We start from the raw sequence: 13,914 nt of genomic DNA, 5'->3' as shown, positions 1-13,914 counted from the left end.
TTATATTGCCTTTAAAGGAGGTTTCTGCAGTGGCAGGACGAAACGAAGAAGAATTAAAAGACATTACATTGCTTGGCAACCAAGGAACAAAATACGTATTTGATTACGATCCGTCTGTTTTGGAGACGTTTGACAATAAACATCAAAACCGCGATTATTTTGTGAAGTTCAACTGCCCGGAATTCACATCGCTTTGCCCAATGACCGGACAGCCGGACTTTGCGACCATTTATATCAGTTACATTCCGGATGTGAAAATGGTTGAAAGCAAATCACTAAAGCTGTATCTATTCAGTTTCCGCAACCACGGTGACTTTCATGAGGACTGCATGAATATTATCCTAAATGACCTCGTTGAACTCATGGACCCACGCTACATTGAAGTATGGGGCAAATTTACGCCTCGTGGGGGGATTTCCATCGATCCGTACACAAACTACGGGAAGCCTGGCACGAAATACGAGAAAATGGCAGAGTACCGTATGATGAATCATGACCTGTATCCTGAGACGGTGGATAATCGGTAATCAAAATGTCATTAGTTGAATTAAAGCAATGAGAGGTATCCTCTAAATGGGGATACCTCCCTTTGTTTCCTGAAACAAGTCTTTTGAAGTTAAAAACAAGCAGGTATTCTGGTTTCTGTTTTTTATTTGGAAATCAAAAAGAAGGTGATAATATGACAGGCAGTCAATTAATTATTTATATAACAGCCGCTTTCCTATTAATTTACATACCGGTGGCAGGGAAGTATTTTCGTCTTTTAAATACGTTGCTGCATGAAATCGGCCATGTGCTGGCCAGTTTTGTATCCGGCGGCGGCATCTATCATGTGCATCTTTTCCGGGACACAAGCGGTGTGGCCTATACGACGACTTCTAATCGGTTAACTTCAATCATTACGTCACTTGCCGGCTATCCTTTTGCCTCTGCAGCGGCCTTCGCGGCTTATTGGGCAACAATAAACGGATATACGGAGTGGCTTTATTATGTGCTGTTTATCATTTTAGCGTTTAGTCTGCTGTTCTGGGTGCGCAATTGGTTCGGTTTTTTCTGGATTATTGCTTTTTTGGCGGGGACAACAGCGGTATATCGATACGCACCTGATGAGATTCTGGCAATGTATATCTATCTTATTACAGCCGTTTTGCTGGTGGAATCTGTTCGGAGCAGCTGGGTGATCCTGTATTTAAGTATCGTCTCTCCTCAAAAAGCCGGGGACGCAACGGCGTTAAAAAAATTCACCGGAATCTCGTGCCGTCTATGGGGACTGGTCTTTTTTTTACAGGCGCTGTATTTTGGTGTTTATTTGACCGGAAAGTTTTTAACAGGATAACAGGCTTGTCCGTTTTTGAATGATACGATGAAAAAGAGCAGAGAGAAGTATTGTATCTGCTCTTTTTCGATTTTGTTAAATAAAATGAATTTTAAAAAATATACGGAGACAAGGCGCTCGTTTCATCGATGTGAATAAACGCATCATACCGTTCGGAAAGGCGGGAAGGAACATAGTTTCCGAATTGTTCCATTTCCGGATGGTAGACAACGCCGATGGCACGATGCCCGATCGTTTCTTGAAACAACTCCCGGTTTTCCGGCGTAAACATCATATATTTATTAAAGTCACCCGCCTGGTGAACCATATCCTCCCAGCTGCCCGGCATCGCTTTTGGAACAGGCATGACTTCCATGGCTTCTCCCCATTTACCGGCTGCTATCACACTGCCGCGGTGGGTACCGAAACCAATTGCATAAACTTGATCCGCTCCATACGTCTCGCGGGTAAGCTGTCCAACATTCACCATTCCTTCCTGCGCCATATCGGTTGCACGGGCATCTCCAATATGGGTATTGTGTTCCCAAATAACGCCTTTTGATTCTGATCCATAATACCTCCCGATATAATGCAACGCTTCAACCATATGGCGGTCCCGTATGTTCCAGGATTCATTCCCGTTTGTCACCATTGCGTGATAATAAGCTTCTGCGTTTTTCGCCACAAGGGCATTCACCTGCAGATTAAGGGAAGCCTCTGGATCATTTTCATAGGTTTTTCGTTTTTGCTGAATGGTTTGCAATAAATCGATCACTTCCGACATGCAATTCTCGCCATAAAAGGCAGCCGAAATACCATATTGTTCCGGCTGACGATGAAAAGGTTCAAAACATTCAATGGCTTTCGTCGCTTTATCGATATCGGGAGAATTTATTTTCTCCAAATACTGAACAACCGCTTCCATTGACTCCCATAAACTGTAGACGTCCATTCCATAAAATCCAACTTGTTTGTTTTGTTTGAGGTTAAAGGCATGAAGCCAGTCAATAAGGTGGGTGACTTCCTTGTTGGCCCACATCCAAGCAGGCCAGCGATGAAAGGAGTACAAAGCCTCTCGAGCATTCGAATAATCAGACGTGTGTCTCTTGATATAGCGGTTAACTTCAAAACAGGCAGGCCAATCACCTTCAACTGCTACGAAAGAAAATCCATGTTCTTCAATCAGCTTTTTCGTTATTTCAGCGCGAGTTGTATAAAATTTAGATGTTCCATGCGAAGCTTCTCCAAGCAGCACATACTTCGCACTGCTGGCGGCTTGAATGATCGGTTCTAAATCAGTTGTATCAGTGAAACGAACAGCGTGCTGTTTAATATTCTCTGCATATTGATCCGTTTTAATCATTTTTTCACCCCTCATGTTTTCTTAGTATGGCTAAAATATAAAAAAGAAAAGGCTTCTTTTTTTATAACCTCTTCAGCACATTTGTATGTTTTTTTAATAATAAGAAAGGTAATACTTTAAGTATTAGAGTTGCGAAAGGAGGTGCAGAACATGAGATCGCTTGATTCCATTGCTCTTATATTGTTAATTGTTGGGGGCATTAACTGGTTGTTGGTCGGCTTGCTCCAATTTGATTTAGTCGCTTCTATTTTCGGTGGACAGGATGCTCTTCTGGCCAGAATTGTGTATATACTTGTAGGATTGTCTGCATTGTATTCGCTAAAATTCCTACCGTTAATTAACCGTGATGAAGTACGCCATAGCTAAATGATGATTTTATAAAAATGCTTTCCTAAATGCGAAGTGAAGACGGCATTTAGGAAAGCATTTTCTTTTGAATGGAAATGAAATTATTATGGAAGGTATAGGAAGAAATAGCCATTAGAAAGAAGGGCATGGCAAGGCTGATGATGCCGATCATCATAACCCGCCTGTGTCCGATCCGGTCGGAAAAACGTCGCCATACAGATGCGGATAAAAGCTGCATGACAGGATAGACTGCCATAAGCCAGCCGAGTTCTGCCGGCGATGCGCCAAAATTTTCAGCGTAAAACGGCAAGACGGGAATAATAATGCCGAAACCGACCATTACAAGAAACATGAGAGCCAATAAAATAGGCAATGCATTTTTTTGCTTTCAAAATAAGCCTCACTCCATTTCTAGTAAAATGGTTTGAGGAAAGTGTATCATATACCGTGGATGATTAAAGCGCATGAATGAAAAAAATGATAAACTATAAAAAAGAATATGGAGGGAACAAACATGACTGAAAAAAAAATGACACTGCAAGAAGCGATGATGAAGAAGTTGGAAGAGAAAAAATCACAGAATGCAGGCGGCAAAGCGAATGGAAGTTTTAATACGTCAACGAAAAAACTGCAAAGTCAGCAAACGAAAAAAGTAAGCAATTCGCGCCGGAAGATGGGTGTCTAATTCGCCTGTTGAAAATAAACATACCATGGAAAAGATATTGTGGTATACTCTATATACCATTTAACAATCCATGTTGATGCAGCCCTCTGTTTATCCAAACAGAGGGCTTTCCGTTTTAAAACATAAAAAAAACAGACTCTCGAAGGAGAGTCTGTTTTGTATAAAAAAGTGAAATTACGCTTTTTCTACGTTTGTTGCTTGTGGTCCACGTTGGCCTGCTTCAACATCAAATGTTACAGCTTGACCTTCGTCTAAAGATTTGTAGCCTTCGCCTTGAATAGCTGAGAAGTGAACGAATACGTCATCTCCAGATTCGCGCTCGATAAAACCAAAACCTTTTTCTGCGTTAAACCATTTTACTTTACCTTGTTCCATGTGTGTTTCCTCCTCGTGTGCTGTGCACACATTGTGTTACTATCCTTGCTCAATACTTCGAGATGGAAAGTGTATCACTTAACAACTTTTTTCCGAACAAAAATAATTCTTCATTATCATAACAGGGATTTTAAAATAAAGCAAGCTGATCAAAGAAGAAAGAAAAAAGAAAATATAACGAAAAATAAATAGAATATTCAGAAATTTTGTCAGTATTTCTAACAAGTTTTAAGACAAATCATTTTTTTTCATTTATTCTTTAACCAGAACCACAGAAATGAAAAAATATTTGAAAGGAAGATGGAAATGGACATCACTGCAATCGCAAGTCGACAAGCCGGTGCTGTGACATTGGAGACGGATGTATGTATTGCAGGCGACGGGCCGGCTGGAATGATAATGGGGCTTTTTTTAGCGAAGCAGGGCATGGACGTTATCGTTTTGGATAGGAGTAAGGATTTCCATCAGTCAATTCAGCAAAAACGGAGCGACACATCGTTCACACAGCTTATGTATGAGCTCCAGCTGCTCGATAATGTCGACCGGCACATCAAGCCGGCGATGAAGGAATTATTACTCTTTCTCGAAGAAGAGAAAATACAGCAGTTGTTAATGAAACCGTTATATAAGCAGGATGGACAAATGAACCGGATGGTATTAATGGCCCTGTACCGGCAGGCAGAGCAATTTCTAAATTTAAAACTGCTGAGAGGGGTTTCAGTGAAGGCTGTCTTATACGATGAAGACCAGGTCGCTGGTATATTGGCCGAAACAGACCAGCAGGATTGCTATTTTATCCATTCTAAAATGACGATTGGAACGGATGGAGAACCACAGGAGCAAATCGGGAAGATATTCTCTGATAACATGCTTTGGGTGTCAGAGGACATTCAAGATGCTGTCTCGGAAGCGATCTGAAGAATAAAGAAAAGACCTGTCCCCGCAGGTCTTTTTTTATGGAGAAAATCCATTGTAGAATGAATGCCCCCCCCGTGATACACTTGTGGGAACAACAAGTCAAAGGAGCGGGTCGCCATGGGGCGAAAACGGGCGTTTACAGAAGACGAGCTGCTTGATACAGCTGAATCGCTCATCGTACAGCACGGCTACAGCAGCTTCCATTTAAAGCTGCTGGCGAGCCATTTGCCGGGTGCGCGCAGTACTATTTATCAATATTATGCAAACAAAGAAGAAGTAGCCGCAGCCGTAATGAAACGGGCAATGGTGCGGGCGCTCGTCAAGGCGGGATCCGTTGATGAAAAGGATCCAATTAAAGCGCTGCAGCAGCTGCTTCGTGTGTATATGGAAGAAGCAGATCTTCATTACTTTTTAGGTGATGCCCGAAAAGTAGATGTGGCACAATCGAAAAAAGCGGCGCAAAATGTCAATGAAGTGCTTTCAATGCTGAAACACTTGCGTGGACAGCTGGACCGGATTTTTGATGCCGCGCAAAAACAAGGCACTATTCGGTCGGATATACCGGTCTTTGTATTGGCAAGCCTATTTTTTCAACTTATTAATACACCAAATACATTGCAGCTGCCACCGCATGAATGGGCGGATTATTTATTTGCATTATGGTATGAAGGAAGCGGAGCACATTGACGCTTCTTTTTTTACACTTCGAATTTGACATAAGTGTCAGAAATAGAATTAAATGAGGTTATAACGTAAAGTTTAGGAGGAAATTATAATGAAAAAAGCGCTCTGGCCATTAACGGATTGGGTCGCAACGAAAAAAGGAATGTGGGCGGTACTGGCTGCCTGGCTGGCCGCTATTGTGCTCCTGAGTTTGTTTGCACCGGCAGCGAGGGATTATGGAGCAAATACATTCCAGCCGCTTCCGGATGATGCTGCGTCCATTGAGGCTTCGAAAAAAGTAGAGGAATATTTTCCGAATGATGGCGGTACATCTGCAATTATTGTTTTTAATAATAAAAATGGCGAGGTGAATACAGATGATATTTCCAAAGCACTGGCCGCCATTGAAGAAGAAGTAGATGGACTAACGAGCATTGCACCATTCGCTCAGCTGCCGCCGCCTGCACAAGCCGAATTTTTAGCGGAAGATGAATCTGCCGCAGCTATTCCTGTTGTGTTTCAAGCGGGGTTTGATAGTGAAGACTTTGAGCCGCTTATTGAAAAAATGACAGATATTGCGGTTCAGGAAGCCGACGGCGATGTATATGTGACCGGACCAGCCGGCATTGCCACCGATACGACAGCCTTGTTTTCAAAAGCGGATATTGTATTGCTTTTATCGACGGTCGGACTTATTTTAGTATTGCTTATTGTTATTTATCGCTCACCGCTGTTAGCGTTTATTCCACTCCTTGCTTCAGGACTTGTGTACGCGTTGACAGATCGGATTTTGGGCCTTTACGGTGCAGCCGGACTTGAAATGAGCAGCCAGGCATTGTCGATCATGACGATACTGCTATTTGCGGCTGTTACAGACTATTCCCTTTTCGTGCTGGCACGTTTCCGTGAAGAGCTGAAGCAGCATGAAAGCAAATTCAATGCGATGAAATATGCGATGCGCGAAACAGGGGAACCGGTCTTTTTCTCCGGCGGTACTGTTCTTACAGCAATGCTTGTGCTGTTTTTTGCGGCCATCCGTGATTATCAGAATTTCGCACCGCTTTTTGCGACGGTTATGGCTGTTATTATGATGGCATCTGTCACATTGGTCCCGGCGTTATTTACGTTATTTGGACGCAAGTCGTTTTGGCCAAAAGTGCCGAAAGTTGGAGCGGAAAACAAAATAGAAAAAGGTCTTTGGAGCCGTGTGGCGCGTTTTGTGATAAATAAACCTGCTCTTTCTGGCGGCATTGTCCTTGTCTTTTTAATTGTTTCTTCCCTAAATGTCTTTAATCTTAAATACGAGTTTGACACACTCAAATCGTTTCCGGATGACATGCCGTCACTCGTCGGCTACAATATTATCGATGAAAAATTTTCAGCCGGTGATTTATCACCGACGACTGTTTTATACGAAGGGGAAGGTGATCCTGCTGTGGTGGCGGAGGAGCTCGGAAATCAGGAAGGAATCCTTTCAGCTGTATCAGCGGCTTCCACAGCGGCAGGCGACGCTCATGAGCTGACGATAGCATTTGAAACAAGCCCTTATGATGAAACTTCGCTTGATATATTGGCTGATTTACGTTCGAATGAATCGGATATTCTGAAGGCTGCGGGTGCAGCCGGTGAATTGTACTTTGCGGGAGAAACAGCAGAAAAGCTCGATGATCGTGAACTGAATGAGCGGGACTTAACGCTTATCGTGGTCATTGAAATTGTCTTGTTGTTCGTTATGCTTATTGTTTTGACTCGGTCTTGGAAAATGCCGCTTTATATGGTTGGAACGATTGTGCTGTCGTTTCTATCCGCGCTTGGTCTTGGCTTATTCTTAACAGATACATTATTTGGTATTGATGCGGTCAGTACAAGAATTCCGTTATATTCGTTTGTCTTCCTCGTTGCGCTTGGTATTGACTACAACATTATTCTTGTCTCGCGTTATATGGAGGAAAGAGAAAAACACCCGCTTAAAAAAGCAGTTGAAATTGCAGTCGCTAAAACAGGCGGGGTCATTTCATCAGCAGGGATTATATTGGCGGCTACATTTGCGGTACTAATGACGCAGCCGATTGAAGTGCTGTTTGTGTTTGGTTTTATCGTCGCCGTCGGAATTCTCATTGATACATTTTTCGTACGGGGTCTTCTGCTGCCTTCATTGATTCTATTTTTTGAGAAAAAGAAAGATATAAGTTGAATTAAACTTCTTGCTTTCTCCGCTTCCTATTATGAACGGATATCTTTTTAAAAGCAGCGTAATAGGCTGCAGTTTGCCAGCTGCGCTAACAACAGGGGTGAACGCTGAACCAGTCACCGCTTTGCGCTGCCCGTTTCAGCCTGTCCGCTCGTCCCGCGGGAGTCTCCGTGTAAATTTAAGAAAAAAGATAAAACCGGTTTCTTTTCCTCCTGATGGAAGAATTATTTCAGGAGTTGTCTCCCAAAAGTTCTTGAGGAGTTAGCGCACAAAACAGAGTTCATCAAGCGGAAAAGACTTTTTTACGCCGGAACACCTTCTCCTGACCAAGCCTTCAGGAAAGGAAAGCGGGCATGGAAGAGGGCGTGCACCTTACGCCTATAGTCGCCGCTGCCAGCCCTCCGCCCGTTGGTTTTTAGTAAATCAGCGAGTATGGATAGACGCATAGGACCCATTCTTTTCGATAAGAGAAGAAAAGACCAGATTGTTGTTGATCCTTCCTGTTTTTCCTCCCCACAAAGGCGGCAGGCGCAGAAGGAAACTGCCTCATGGAAAGCGCAGCCCCGTGTCTGCCGCCATTTCATTAGTGAGGCTAAGCGCTGTTCTTGAACGCTTTTTCTGAACGGTAGTGTGAAAATCATTTGTTCAACTTATATAGATTGTTTTTTTTGTTGATTGCGAAAGTTTGCAGTTGGCCACGAAACAAAAAAGCAGCCCTGCGTACCATACGCAGCGGCTGCTTTTTTTATTAATTTACGTTAAAGTATCGTGCATCCGGGTGAGCAAATACGATGGCGGAAACAGATGCTTCTGGTTCCATCATAAAGCCCTCTGTTAAGTTGACACCGATTTCCTCTGGTTTAATGAGGCCAAATAGTTTTTCCTGGTCTTCAAGATTCGGACAGGCCGGATAGCCGAATGAAAAGCGCTGCCCCTGGTATTTAGCTGCAAATCGTTCACGCATTGTGAAATCAACTGGATCGGGAATGCCCCATTGGTCGCGCATTTCCTGGTGAATCCGCTCAGCAAATCCTTCGGCAAGCTCCAAAGCGGTTGCCTGAATGGCGTGGCTGTCCAAAAACTTTCCTTCTTCACGAAGCTTCATCGCTTGATCACGAACCCCGAATCCGGCTGTAACAACGAAAAATCCAACATAATCCATTTCGCCGCTTGCAACAGGTTTTACATAGTCTGCCAGACAAAGGAAAGGTTCTTTCGTCTGGCGCGGGAATGTGAAGCGCTCAATTTCCTTTTTTGTGTCAGCTGGATCGTAAATAATAACGTCATCGCCCTGTGACTGCGCTGGGAAAAATTGATACACAGCCGCGGTTTTAAAGGAGGCATCATTTAAAAATCCAGTTACTGTTTCATGGAGCTGAATGGCTTTTTCATTTTTTTCTTCCAAGAGCTTTTTAACATTGCCTTTCATGCCAAGATGGTGGCCAATGAGTGTCTGCATATTCACATACGGTTTTAAATGAGAAATAGAGTAATCTTTTAACACACGCCGTTTTACATCTCTTGGCTTATAAACAGGTGCATCCTCGCGAACCGTTTTCACCGGCTTCGACGCCGTGGCCACAGCTTGCTCCTGACGCTCTTCACGGTACGCTTCCACTTCTTTCCGTTTTTCCTTTTTATCTTCAAGCTCCTGTAGAAGCACGACTTTTTGTTCGGCGTTTTGCAGGCGGTTGGCGATATCGAGCCCGTCCATCGCATCTTTCGCATATAAAACAGGACCCGTGTATTCCGGTGAAATTTTCGTTTCAGTAAACCGGCGGGACAGCGCGGCGCCGCCGACTAAAATCGGCACATCAATATCCGCTGACTTAAAGTCCTGCGCGGTAATAACCATTTGCTGGGCGGACTTTACGAGAAGGCCGGACAAGCCGACCATATCCGGGTTTTCTTTCCGGATGGCTTCAATTAATGCCTGCGGTGTGACTTTAATGCCGACATCCACGACTTTAAAGCCGTTGTTGCTTAAAATGATATCAACGAGGTTTTTGCCGATGTCATGCACGTCGCCTTTTACAGTTGCTAAAACGACTTTGCCTTTACCGTTGTCATCTTCTTTTTTCTCCATGAACTGTTCAAGGTAGGCAACGGACGCTTTCATGACTTCGGCACTTTGCAGCACTTCCGCTACGATCAGCTGGTTGTCATTAAACAAACGGCCGACTTCCGCCATTCCTTTCATCAACGGCCCGTTAATAATATCGAGCGGGTCATCATACATGCCGCGCGCTGCTTCAAGATCCGGAAGAAGTCCTTCTTTCGTTCCTTCCACAACGTAATAGCTTAAGCGCTCCGGCACTGTTTTGGGAATATCTTCTTCTTTTTTTTCTTTTTTCTTGTCGCGGTAAAAGTCTGTGAAAACAGCCAGTGTTTCATCTGTCGTTGTAAACAGCAGTTCATCCGCCAGCTTAATTTCTTCTTTCGGAATCGATGCGTAACGCTCTAATTTTTCCGTGTTAACGATCGCATAATCAAGGCCGGCTTGTGTACAGTGGTATAGGTATACCGCATTCAGCACTTCACGGCCGACAGGAGGGAGGCCGAATGATACGTTACTCACGCCAAGAACCGTTAAGCACTTCGGCAGTTTTTCTTTAATAAGCCGGATACCCTCAATCGTTTCAACGGCAGAACCGATATACTGTTCATCACCGGTGCCGACAGGGAAGACGAGTGGATCGAAAATAATATCCTCTGGAGCAATACCCCATTTTTCTACTAGCAGGTCATGAGAACGGACGGCAATTTCAAGCTTTCGTTCACGTGTGACAGCCATACCGACTTCATCGATTGTTCCGACAACAACTGCTGCCCCATATTGCTTGACGAGCGGCATAACAGCATCAAAGCGCTCTTCGCCGTCTTCAAGGTTAATTGAGTTAATAATCGCTTTTCCTTGTGAAAATTTCAGCGCTTCTTCAATGACTTTTTCATCAGTTGAGTCAATGACGAGCGGCACTTTCACTTTTTTGACAACTTCTTTCATGAATTCTTTCATGTCATCAAGTTCTTCGCGGTCTGGATTGGCAAGACAAATATCAATAACGTGCGCGCCGCCTTTAACCTGGGCACGGGCAATTTCTGCCGCTTCTTCAAATTTGCCTTCCACGATCAATCGCTTAAATTTACGCGAACCGATAACATTAGTCCGTTCGCCAATAAAAAGAGGGCGCATCGAATCATCGTACAATAGTGGCTCAATACCGGAAACCGCATGTCCGTGCGGATGCTCAGGCGATGTGCGCGGTGTTTTTTCTTTGACCGCTTCACGCATAACGCGAATGTGTTCAGGCGTCGTTCCACAGCAGCCGCCAACGATATTCAGCCAGCCTTTATCGGCAAATGCTGACAATTTTTGCGCCAGTGAGTCCGGTGATTCGTGATAATTGCCCTCCTCATCCGGAAGACCGGCATTCGGGTAACAGCTCACATAGCTTGTCGCAAGGTCTGACAGGGAACGAATATGGTCCGTCATAAATTCTGGACCGGTCGCGCAGTTTAAGCCAACCGAAAGCGGCTTAATATGTTCAATGGAAATGTAAAAGGCTTCAATGTTTTGTCCGGCAAGCGTGGTACCCATCGGTTCGATCGTACCGGAAATCATCACAGGAAGTTCAACACCGGCTGCATTAAACGCGCGGCGAATACCAAGTGTGCCGGCCTTGACGTTCAGCATATCCTGGCTCGTTTCCATCAAAATTAAATCAGAGCCGCCTTCAATGAGGGCTTTTGCCTGCAGTTCAAAGTTGTCAACGAGTGCGTCGAACGTGATACCGCCTGTAACAGACAGGGTTTTTGTCGTCGGTCCAATCGCGCCGGCCACAAAGCGCGGCCATTCTGGTGTAGAAAATTCATCGACGACTTTCCGGGCGATCTGCACAGCACGCAAGTTAATCTCGTACGCTTTGTCGCCTAGGTCGTACTCATCCAATACGACGGGTGTGCCGCCGAATGTATTGGTTGCGATAATGTCCGCGCCGGCTTCTAAGTATTCACGATGAATGCGTTCAATGACATCCGGTCTTGTCAGCACAAGGTTTTCATTACAGCCGTCATATTCTTCACCGCCGAAATCTTCAGGCGTTAAATTCGCGTTTTGAAGCATCGTTCCCATCGCGCCATCAATAAGGAGAATCCGTTTTTTCAGTTCTTGCTCAATTGGATGTGTGGTCATGCAGAGCCCCGCTTTCTTTCTGTGCATCAAGTTCTTTTATATAGTGAATCAGTTCAACTGACATATCATAACGCAAAAATGGTGTAATAATGTAAAGACCATTAAAAAGTCCGGCGGCAGTATCAATGAGTTCCTTGGCGATTTTCACGCCTTCTTTTGCGGACGCTTCTTTATCTTCCCCACATGCGCGCATTCTTTCCAATGTTTCGTCTGAGAGCTTAATACCTGGCACTTCATGGTGTAAAAATTCAGCATTCCGTATGTTTGTCAGCGGCATAATGCCGATAAAAATCGGAGTGGACAAATGCTTTGTCGCTTCATATACTTCAATAATTTTTTCTTTTGTAAACACGGGTTGTGTAATAAAATAATCCGCGCCACATTCAATCTTTTTCTCCAGCCGCTTCACAGCCCGGTCGAGTACTCGCACATTTGGGTTGAACGCAGCCGCAATAGAGAAGTTTGCTTTCTTTTTCAACGGCTTGCCGGAGAAAGAAATGCCTTCATTTAATTGTTTAATGAGTTGAATCAGTTCAAGACTGGAGACATCATATACGCTTGTAGCGCCAGGGAAATCGCCGACTTTGGTCGGATCTCCGGTAATGGCAAGCACATCATGAAGACCAAGGGCGTCAAGACCCATCAAGTGAGACTGCAGTCCGATTAAGTTACGGTCACGGCACGTAATGTGAACGAGCGACCGAACGTCATGTTTCATTTTTAATGTCGCACCCATTGCCATGTTGCTGACACGTGGGGAAGCGAGCGAATTGTCAGCCATTGTCACAGCGTCAACACCGGTCGCATATAACGCGTTTGCGCCTTCGATAAACTTCTCGGTCATTAATGTTTTCGGTGTATCTAACTCTACAATGACAGTCCGTTCAGTTTTCGCTTTCTCGCAAATGGATACGTCTGTTGCCGGCGCCGCTTCTTGAATCACAATGGGCTTTTTTATTTTGACTTTTTTCTCCGTTAAAGGAGGAAGACCGGTGAGCCGTTTTTTCGCCGCTTCAATGTGCTTTGGTGTTGTTCCGCAGCAGCCGCCAATTAAACGGACGCCTTCATTACGAAGAAGAACGGCAGCCCGGCCAAAGTAATCGGCTTCGGATTCATAGATGATCCGGCCGTCTTCTACATCAAGCAGGCTTGCATTCGGATAAGCGGACAAAAAAGCTTTATTCGGCAGTGTCACATCTTCAAACGCTTGAATCGTATGATAAGGGCCTAAGCGGCAGTTGACACCGACGACATCCGCGCCGATTTCTTCAAGTTGATGAAGCGCATTATTTAAAGACAGCCCATTTTGCAGCACACCTGGTTCATGCATCGACACTTGTGCAATAATCGGTACATCGGTCATTTGACGGAGCAGCTGGACGGAAGAGGACAGCTCTTCGAAATCATAGTATGTTTCAAGCAATAGCCCGTCCGGATCACCCGCTAGTAAACTTTCCGCCTGCTCGCGTACGGAAGCGAGAATTTCATCGTTTGTCGCCGTGCTTTTACGAATGCCGCGAATCCCGCCGATCGTGCCGAGGACAAATTGACTGCCCGGTGCAGCCGCTTTTTTCGCAATGCGTATTGCTGCTTCATTTAATTCACGAACCCGGTTTTCGATACCATAACGCGAAAGCTTTAGTGTATTTGCACCATATGTATTCGTTTGAATGACATCGGCGCCAGCTTTAATGTAATCATGATGAATTTTTTCGATGATTTCCGGTTTTTCTGTATTCAGTTCTTCATAGCAAAAATCAATCCCATATGAATATAAAAGCGTTCCCATCGCTCCGTCCGCGGTCAACACGTCCGTTTTTAGCTTGTCGAGCAGTGTCATGGTACAGTATCCTCTCTGTATTAA

At 44.5% G+C, this 13,914-nt stretch carries 11 protein-coding genes and 1 pseudogene; 7 read left to right on the top strand and 5 right to left on the bottom strand.

Features of this window, described 5'->3' with window-relative positions; all coding sequences use genetic code 11:
• Positions 1–29 precede the first annotated feature (29 nt).
• On the top strand, positions 30–527 hold the full coding sequence (gene queF, locus BA724_RS07230; RefSeq protein ID WP_069937995.1) for a preQ(1) synthase: 498 nt from the start codon (positions 30–32) through the stop codon (positions 525–527).
• 152 nt (positions 528–679) lie between these two features.
• Positions 680–1,336 carry a M50 family metallopeptidase gene (locus BA724_RS07225; RefSeq protein ID WP_069938284.1) on the top strand — a complete coding sequence of 219 codons (657 nt, stop codon included), beginning with the start codon at positions 680–682 and terminating at the stop codon, positions 1,334–1,336.
• A 91-nt stretch (positions 1,337–1,427) separates the two neighbouring features.
• Here the strand turns inward: BA724_RS07225 and BA724_RS07220 are convergent, their stop codons facing one another.
• The gene (locus BA724_RS07220) at positions 1,428–2,678 is read right to left on the bottom strand and encodes an erythromycin esterase family protein (RefSeq protein ID WP_069937994.1); all 1,251 of its coding nucleotides are present in this window, start codon (positions 2,676–2,678) and stop codon (positions 1,428–1,430) included.
• Positions 2,679–2,828: 150 nt separating this feature from the next.
• Here BA724_RS07220 and BA724_RS07215 point away from each other — a divergent pair, with 150 nt between their 5' ends.
• Complete coding sequence (locus BA724_RS07215; protein ID WP_069937993.1) at positions 2,829–3,044, top strand: DUF378 domain-containing protein; 216 nt, start codon at positions 2,829–2,831, stop codon at positions 3,042–3,044.
• A 100-nt stretch (positions 3,045–3,144) separates the two neighbouring features.
• Here BA724_RS07215 and BA724_RS07210 read toward each other — a convergent pair.
• Positions 3,145–3,378 (bottom strand): annotated as a pseudogene (locus BA724_RS07210) (MFS transporter); the annotation flags it as partial.
• A 162-nt stretch (positions 3,379–3,540) separates the two neighbouring features.
• Here BA724_RS07210 and BA724_RS07205 point away from each other — a divergent pair.
• Complete coding sequence (locus BA724_RS07205) at positions 3,541–3,711, top strand: hypothetical protein (protein ID WP_211272221.1); 171 nt, start codon at positions 3,541–3,543, stop codon at positions 3,709–3,711.
• A 174-nt stretch (positions 3,712–3,885) separates the two neighbouring features.
• Here BA724_RS07205 and BA724_RS07200 read toward each other — a convergent pair whose 3' ends face one another.
• Positions 3,886–4,086, bottom strand: a complete 201-nt coding sequence (locus BA724_RS07200) for a cold-shock protein (protein WP_045851342.1) — start codon at positions 4,084–4,086, stop codon at positions 3,886–3,888.
• Between the two features lie 306 nt (positions 4,087–4,392).
• Here BA724_RS07200 and BA724_RS07195 point away from each other — a divergent pair, with 306 nt between their 5' ends.
• The 3 genes from BA724_RS07195 to BA724_RS07185 all read left to right on the top strand — a co-directional run bounded on the left by BA724_RS07195 (position 4,393) and on the right by BA724_RS07185 (position 7,861).
• Positions 4,393–5,004, top strand: coding sequence for an FAD-dependent monooxygenase (locus BA724_RS07195; RefSeq protein WP_069937990.1), 612 nt, complete (start codon positions 4,393–4,395; stop codon positions 5,002–5,004).
• A gap of 117 nt (positions 5,005–5,121) precedes the next feature.
• A complete protein-coding gene (locus tag BA724_RS07190) occupies positions 5,122–5,691 on the top strand; it encodes a TetR/AcrR family transcriptional regulator (protein WP_069937989.1) in 570 nt (189 codons plus the stop codon).
• An 88-nt stretch (positions 5,692–5,779) separates the two neighbouring features.
• On the top strand, positions 5,780–7,861 hold the full coding sequence (locus BA724_RS07185) for an MMPL family transporter (RefSeq protein ID WP_069937988.1): 2,082 nt from the start codon (positions 5,780–5,782) through the stop codon (positions 7,859–7,861).
• A 745-nt stretch (positions 7,862–8,606) separates the two neighbouring features.
• Here the strand turns inward: BA724_RS07185 and metH are convergent.
• Together metH and BA724_RS07175 are read right to left on the bottom strand one after the other, a co-directional pair.
• On the bottom strand, positions 8,607–12,050 hold the full coding sequence (metH, locus tag BA724_RS07180) for a methionine synthase (protein WP_069937987.1): 3,444 nt from the start codon (positions 12,048–12,050) through the stop codon (positions 8,607–8,609).
• Positions 12,031–13,890, bottom strand: a complete 1,860-nt coding sequence (locus BA724_RS07175; protein WP_069937986.1) for a bifunctional homocysteine S-methyltransferase/methylenetetrahydrofolate reductase — start codon at positions 13,888–13,890, stop codon at positions 12,031–12,033. Before BA724_RS07175 ends, metH begins: the two co-directional genes overlap by 20 nt.
• Positions 13,891–13,914 lie beyond the last annotated feature (24 nt).

The sequence above is a fragment of the Domibacillus iocasae genome (genome assembly GCF_001750285.1).
GTDB classification, from domain to species: Bacteria; Bacillota; Bacilli; order Bacillales; family Domibacillaceae; genus Domibacillus; species Domibacillus iocasae.
This window is presented reverse-complemented; position numbering and strand designations above follow the sequence as displayed.

Excerpts from the sequence above, each read along its gene's own strand:
- BA724_RS07225 (WP_069938284.1), top strand. The coding sequence starts at position 680 with ATGACAGGCAGTCAATTAATTATTTATATAACAGCCGCTTTCCTATTA.
- BA724_RS07220 (WP_069937994.1), bottom strand. The coding sequence starts at position 2,678 with ATGATTAAAACGGATCAATATGCAGAGAATATTAAACAGCACGCTGTT.
- BA724_RS07215 (WP_069937993.1), top strand. The coding sequence starts at position 2,829 with ATGAGATCGCTTGATTCCATTGCTCTTATATTGTTAATTGTTGGGGGC.
- BA724_RS07205 (WP_211272221.1), top strand. The coding sequence starts at position 3,541 with ATGACTGAAAAAAAAATGACACTGCAAGAAGCGATGATGAAGAAGTTG.
- BA724_RS07200 (WP_045851342.1), bottom strand. The coding sequence starts at position 4,086 with ATGGAACAAGGTAAAGTAAAATGGTTTAACGCAGAAAAAGGTTTTGGT.
- BA724_RS07195 (WP_069937990.1), top strand. The coding sequence starts at position 4,393 with ATGGACATCACTGCAATCGCAAGTCGACAAGCCGGTGCTGTGACATTG.
- BA724_RS07190 (WP_069937989.1), top strand. The coding sequence starts at position 5,122 with ATGGGGCGAAAACGGGCGTTTACAGAAGACGAGCTGCTTGATACAGCT.
- BA724_RS07185 (WP_069937988.1), top strand. The coding sequence starts at position 5,780 with ATGAAAAAAGCGCTCTGGCCATTAACGGATTGGGTCGCAACGAAAAAA.
- metH (WP_069937987.1), bottom strand. The coding sequence starts at position 12,050 with ATGACCACACATCCAATTGAGCAAGAACTGAAAAAACGGATTCTCCTT.
- BA724_RS07175 (WP_069937986.1), bottom strand. The coding sequence starts at position 13,890 with ATGACACTGCTCGACAAGCTAAAAACGGACGTGTTGACCGCGGACGGA.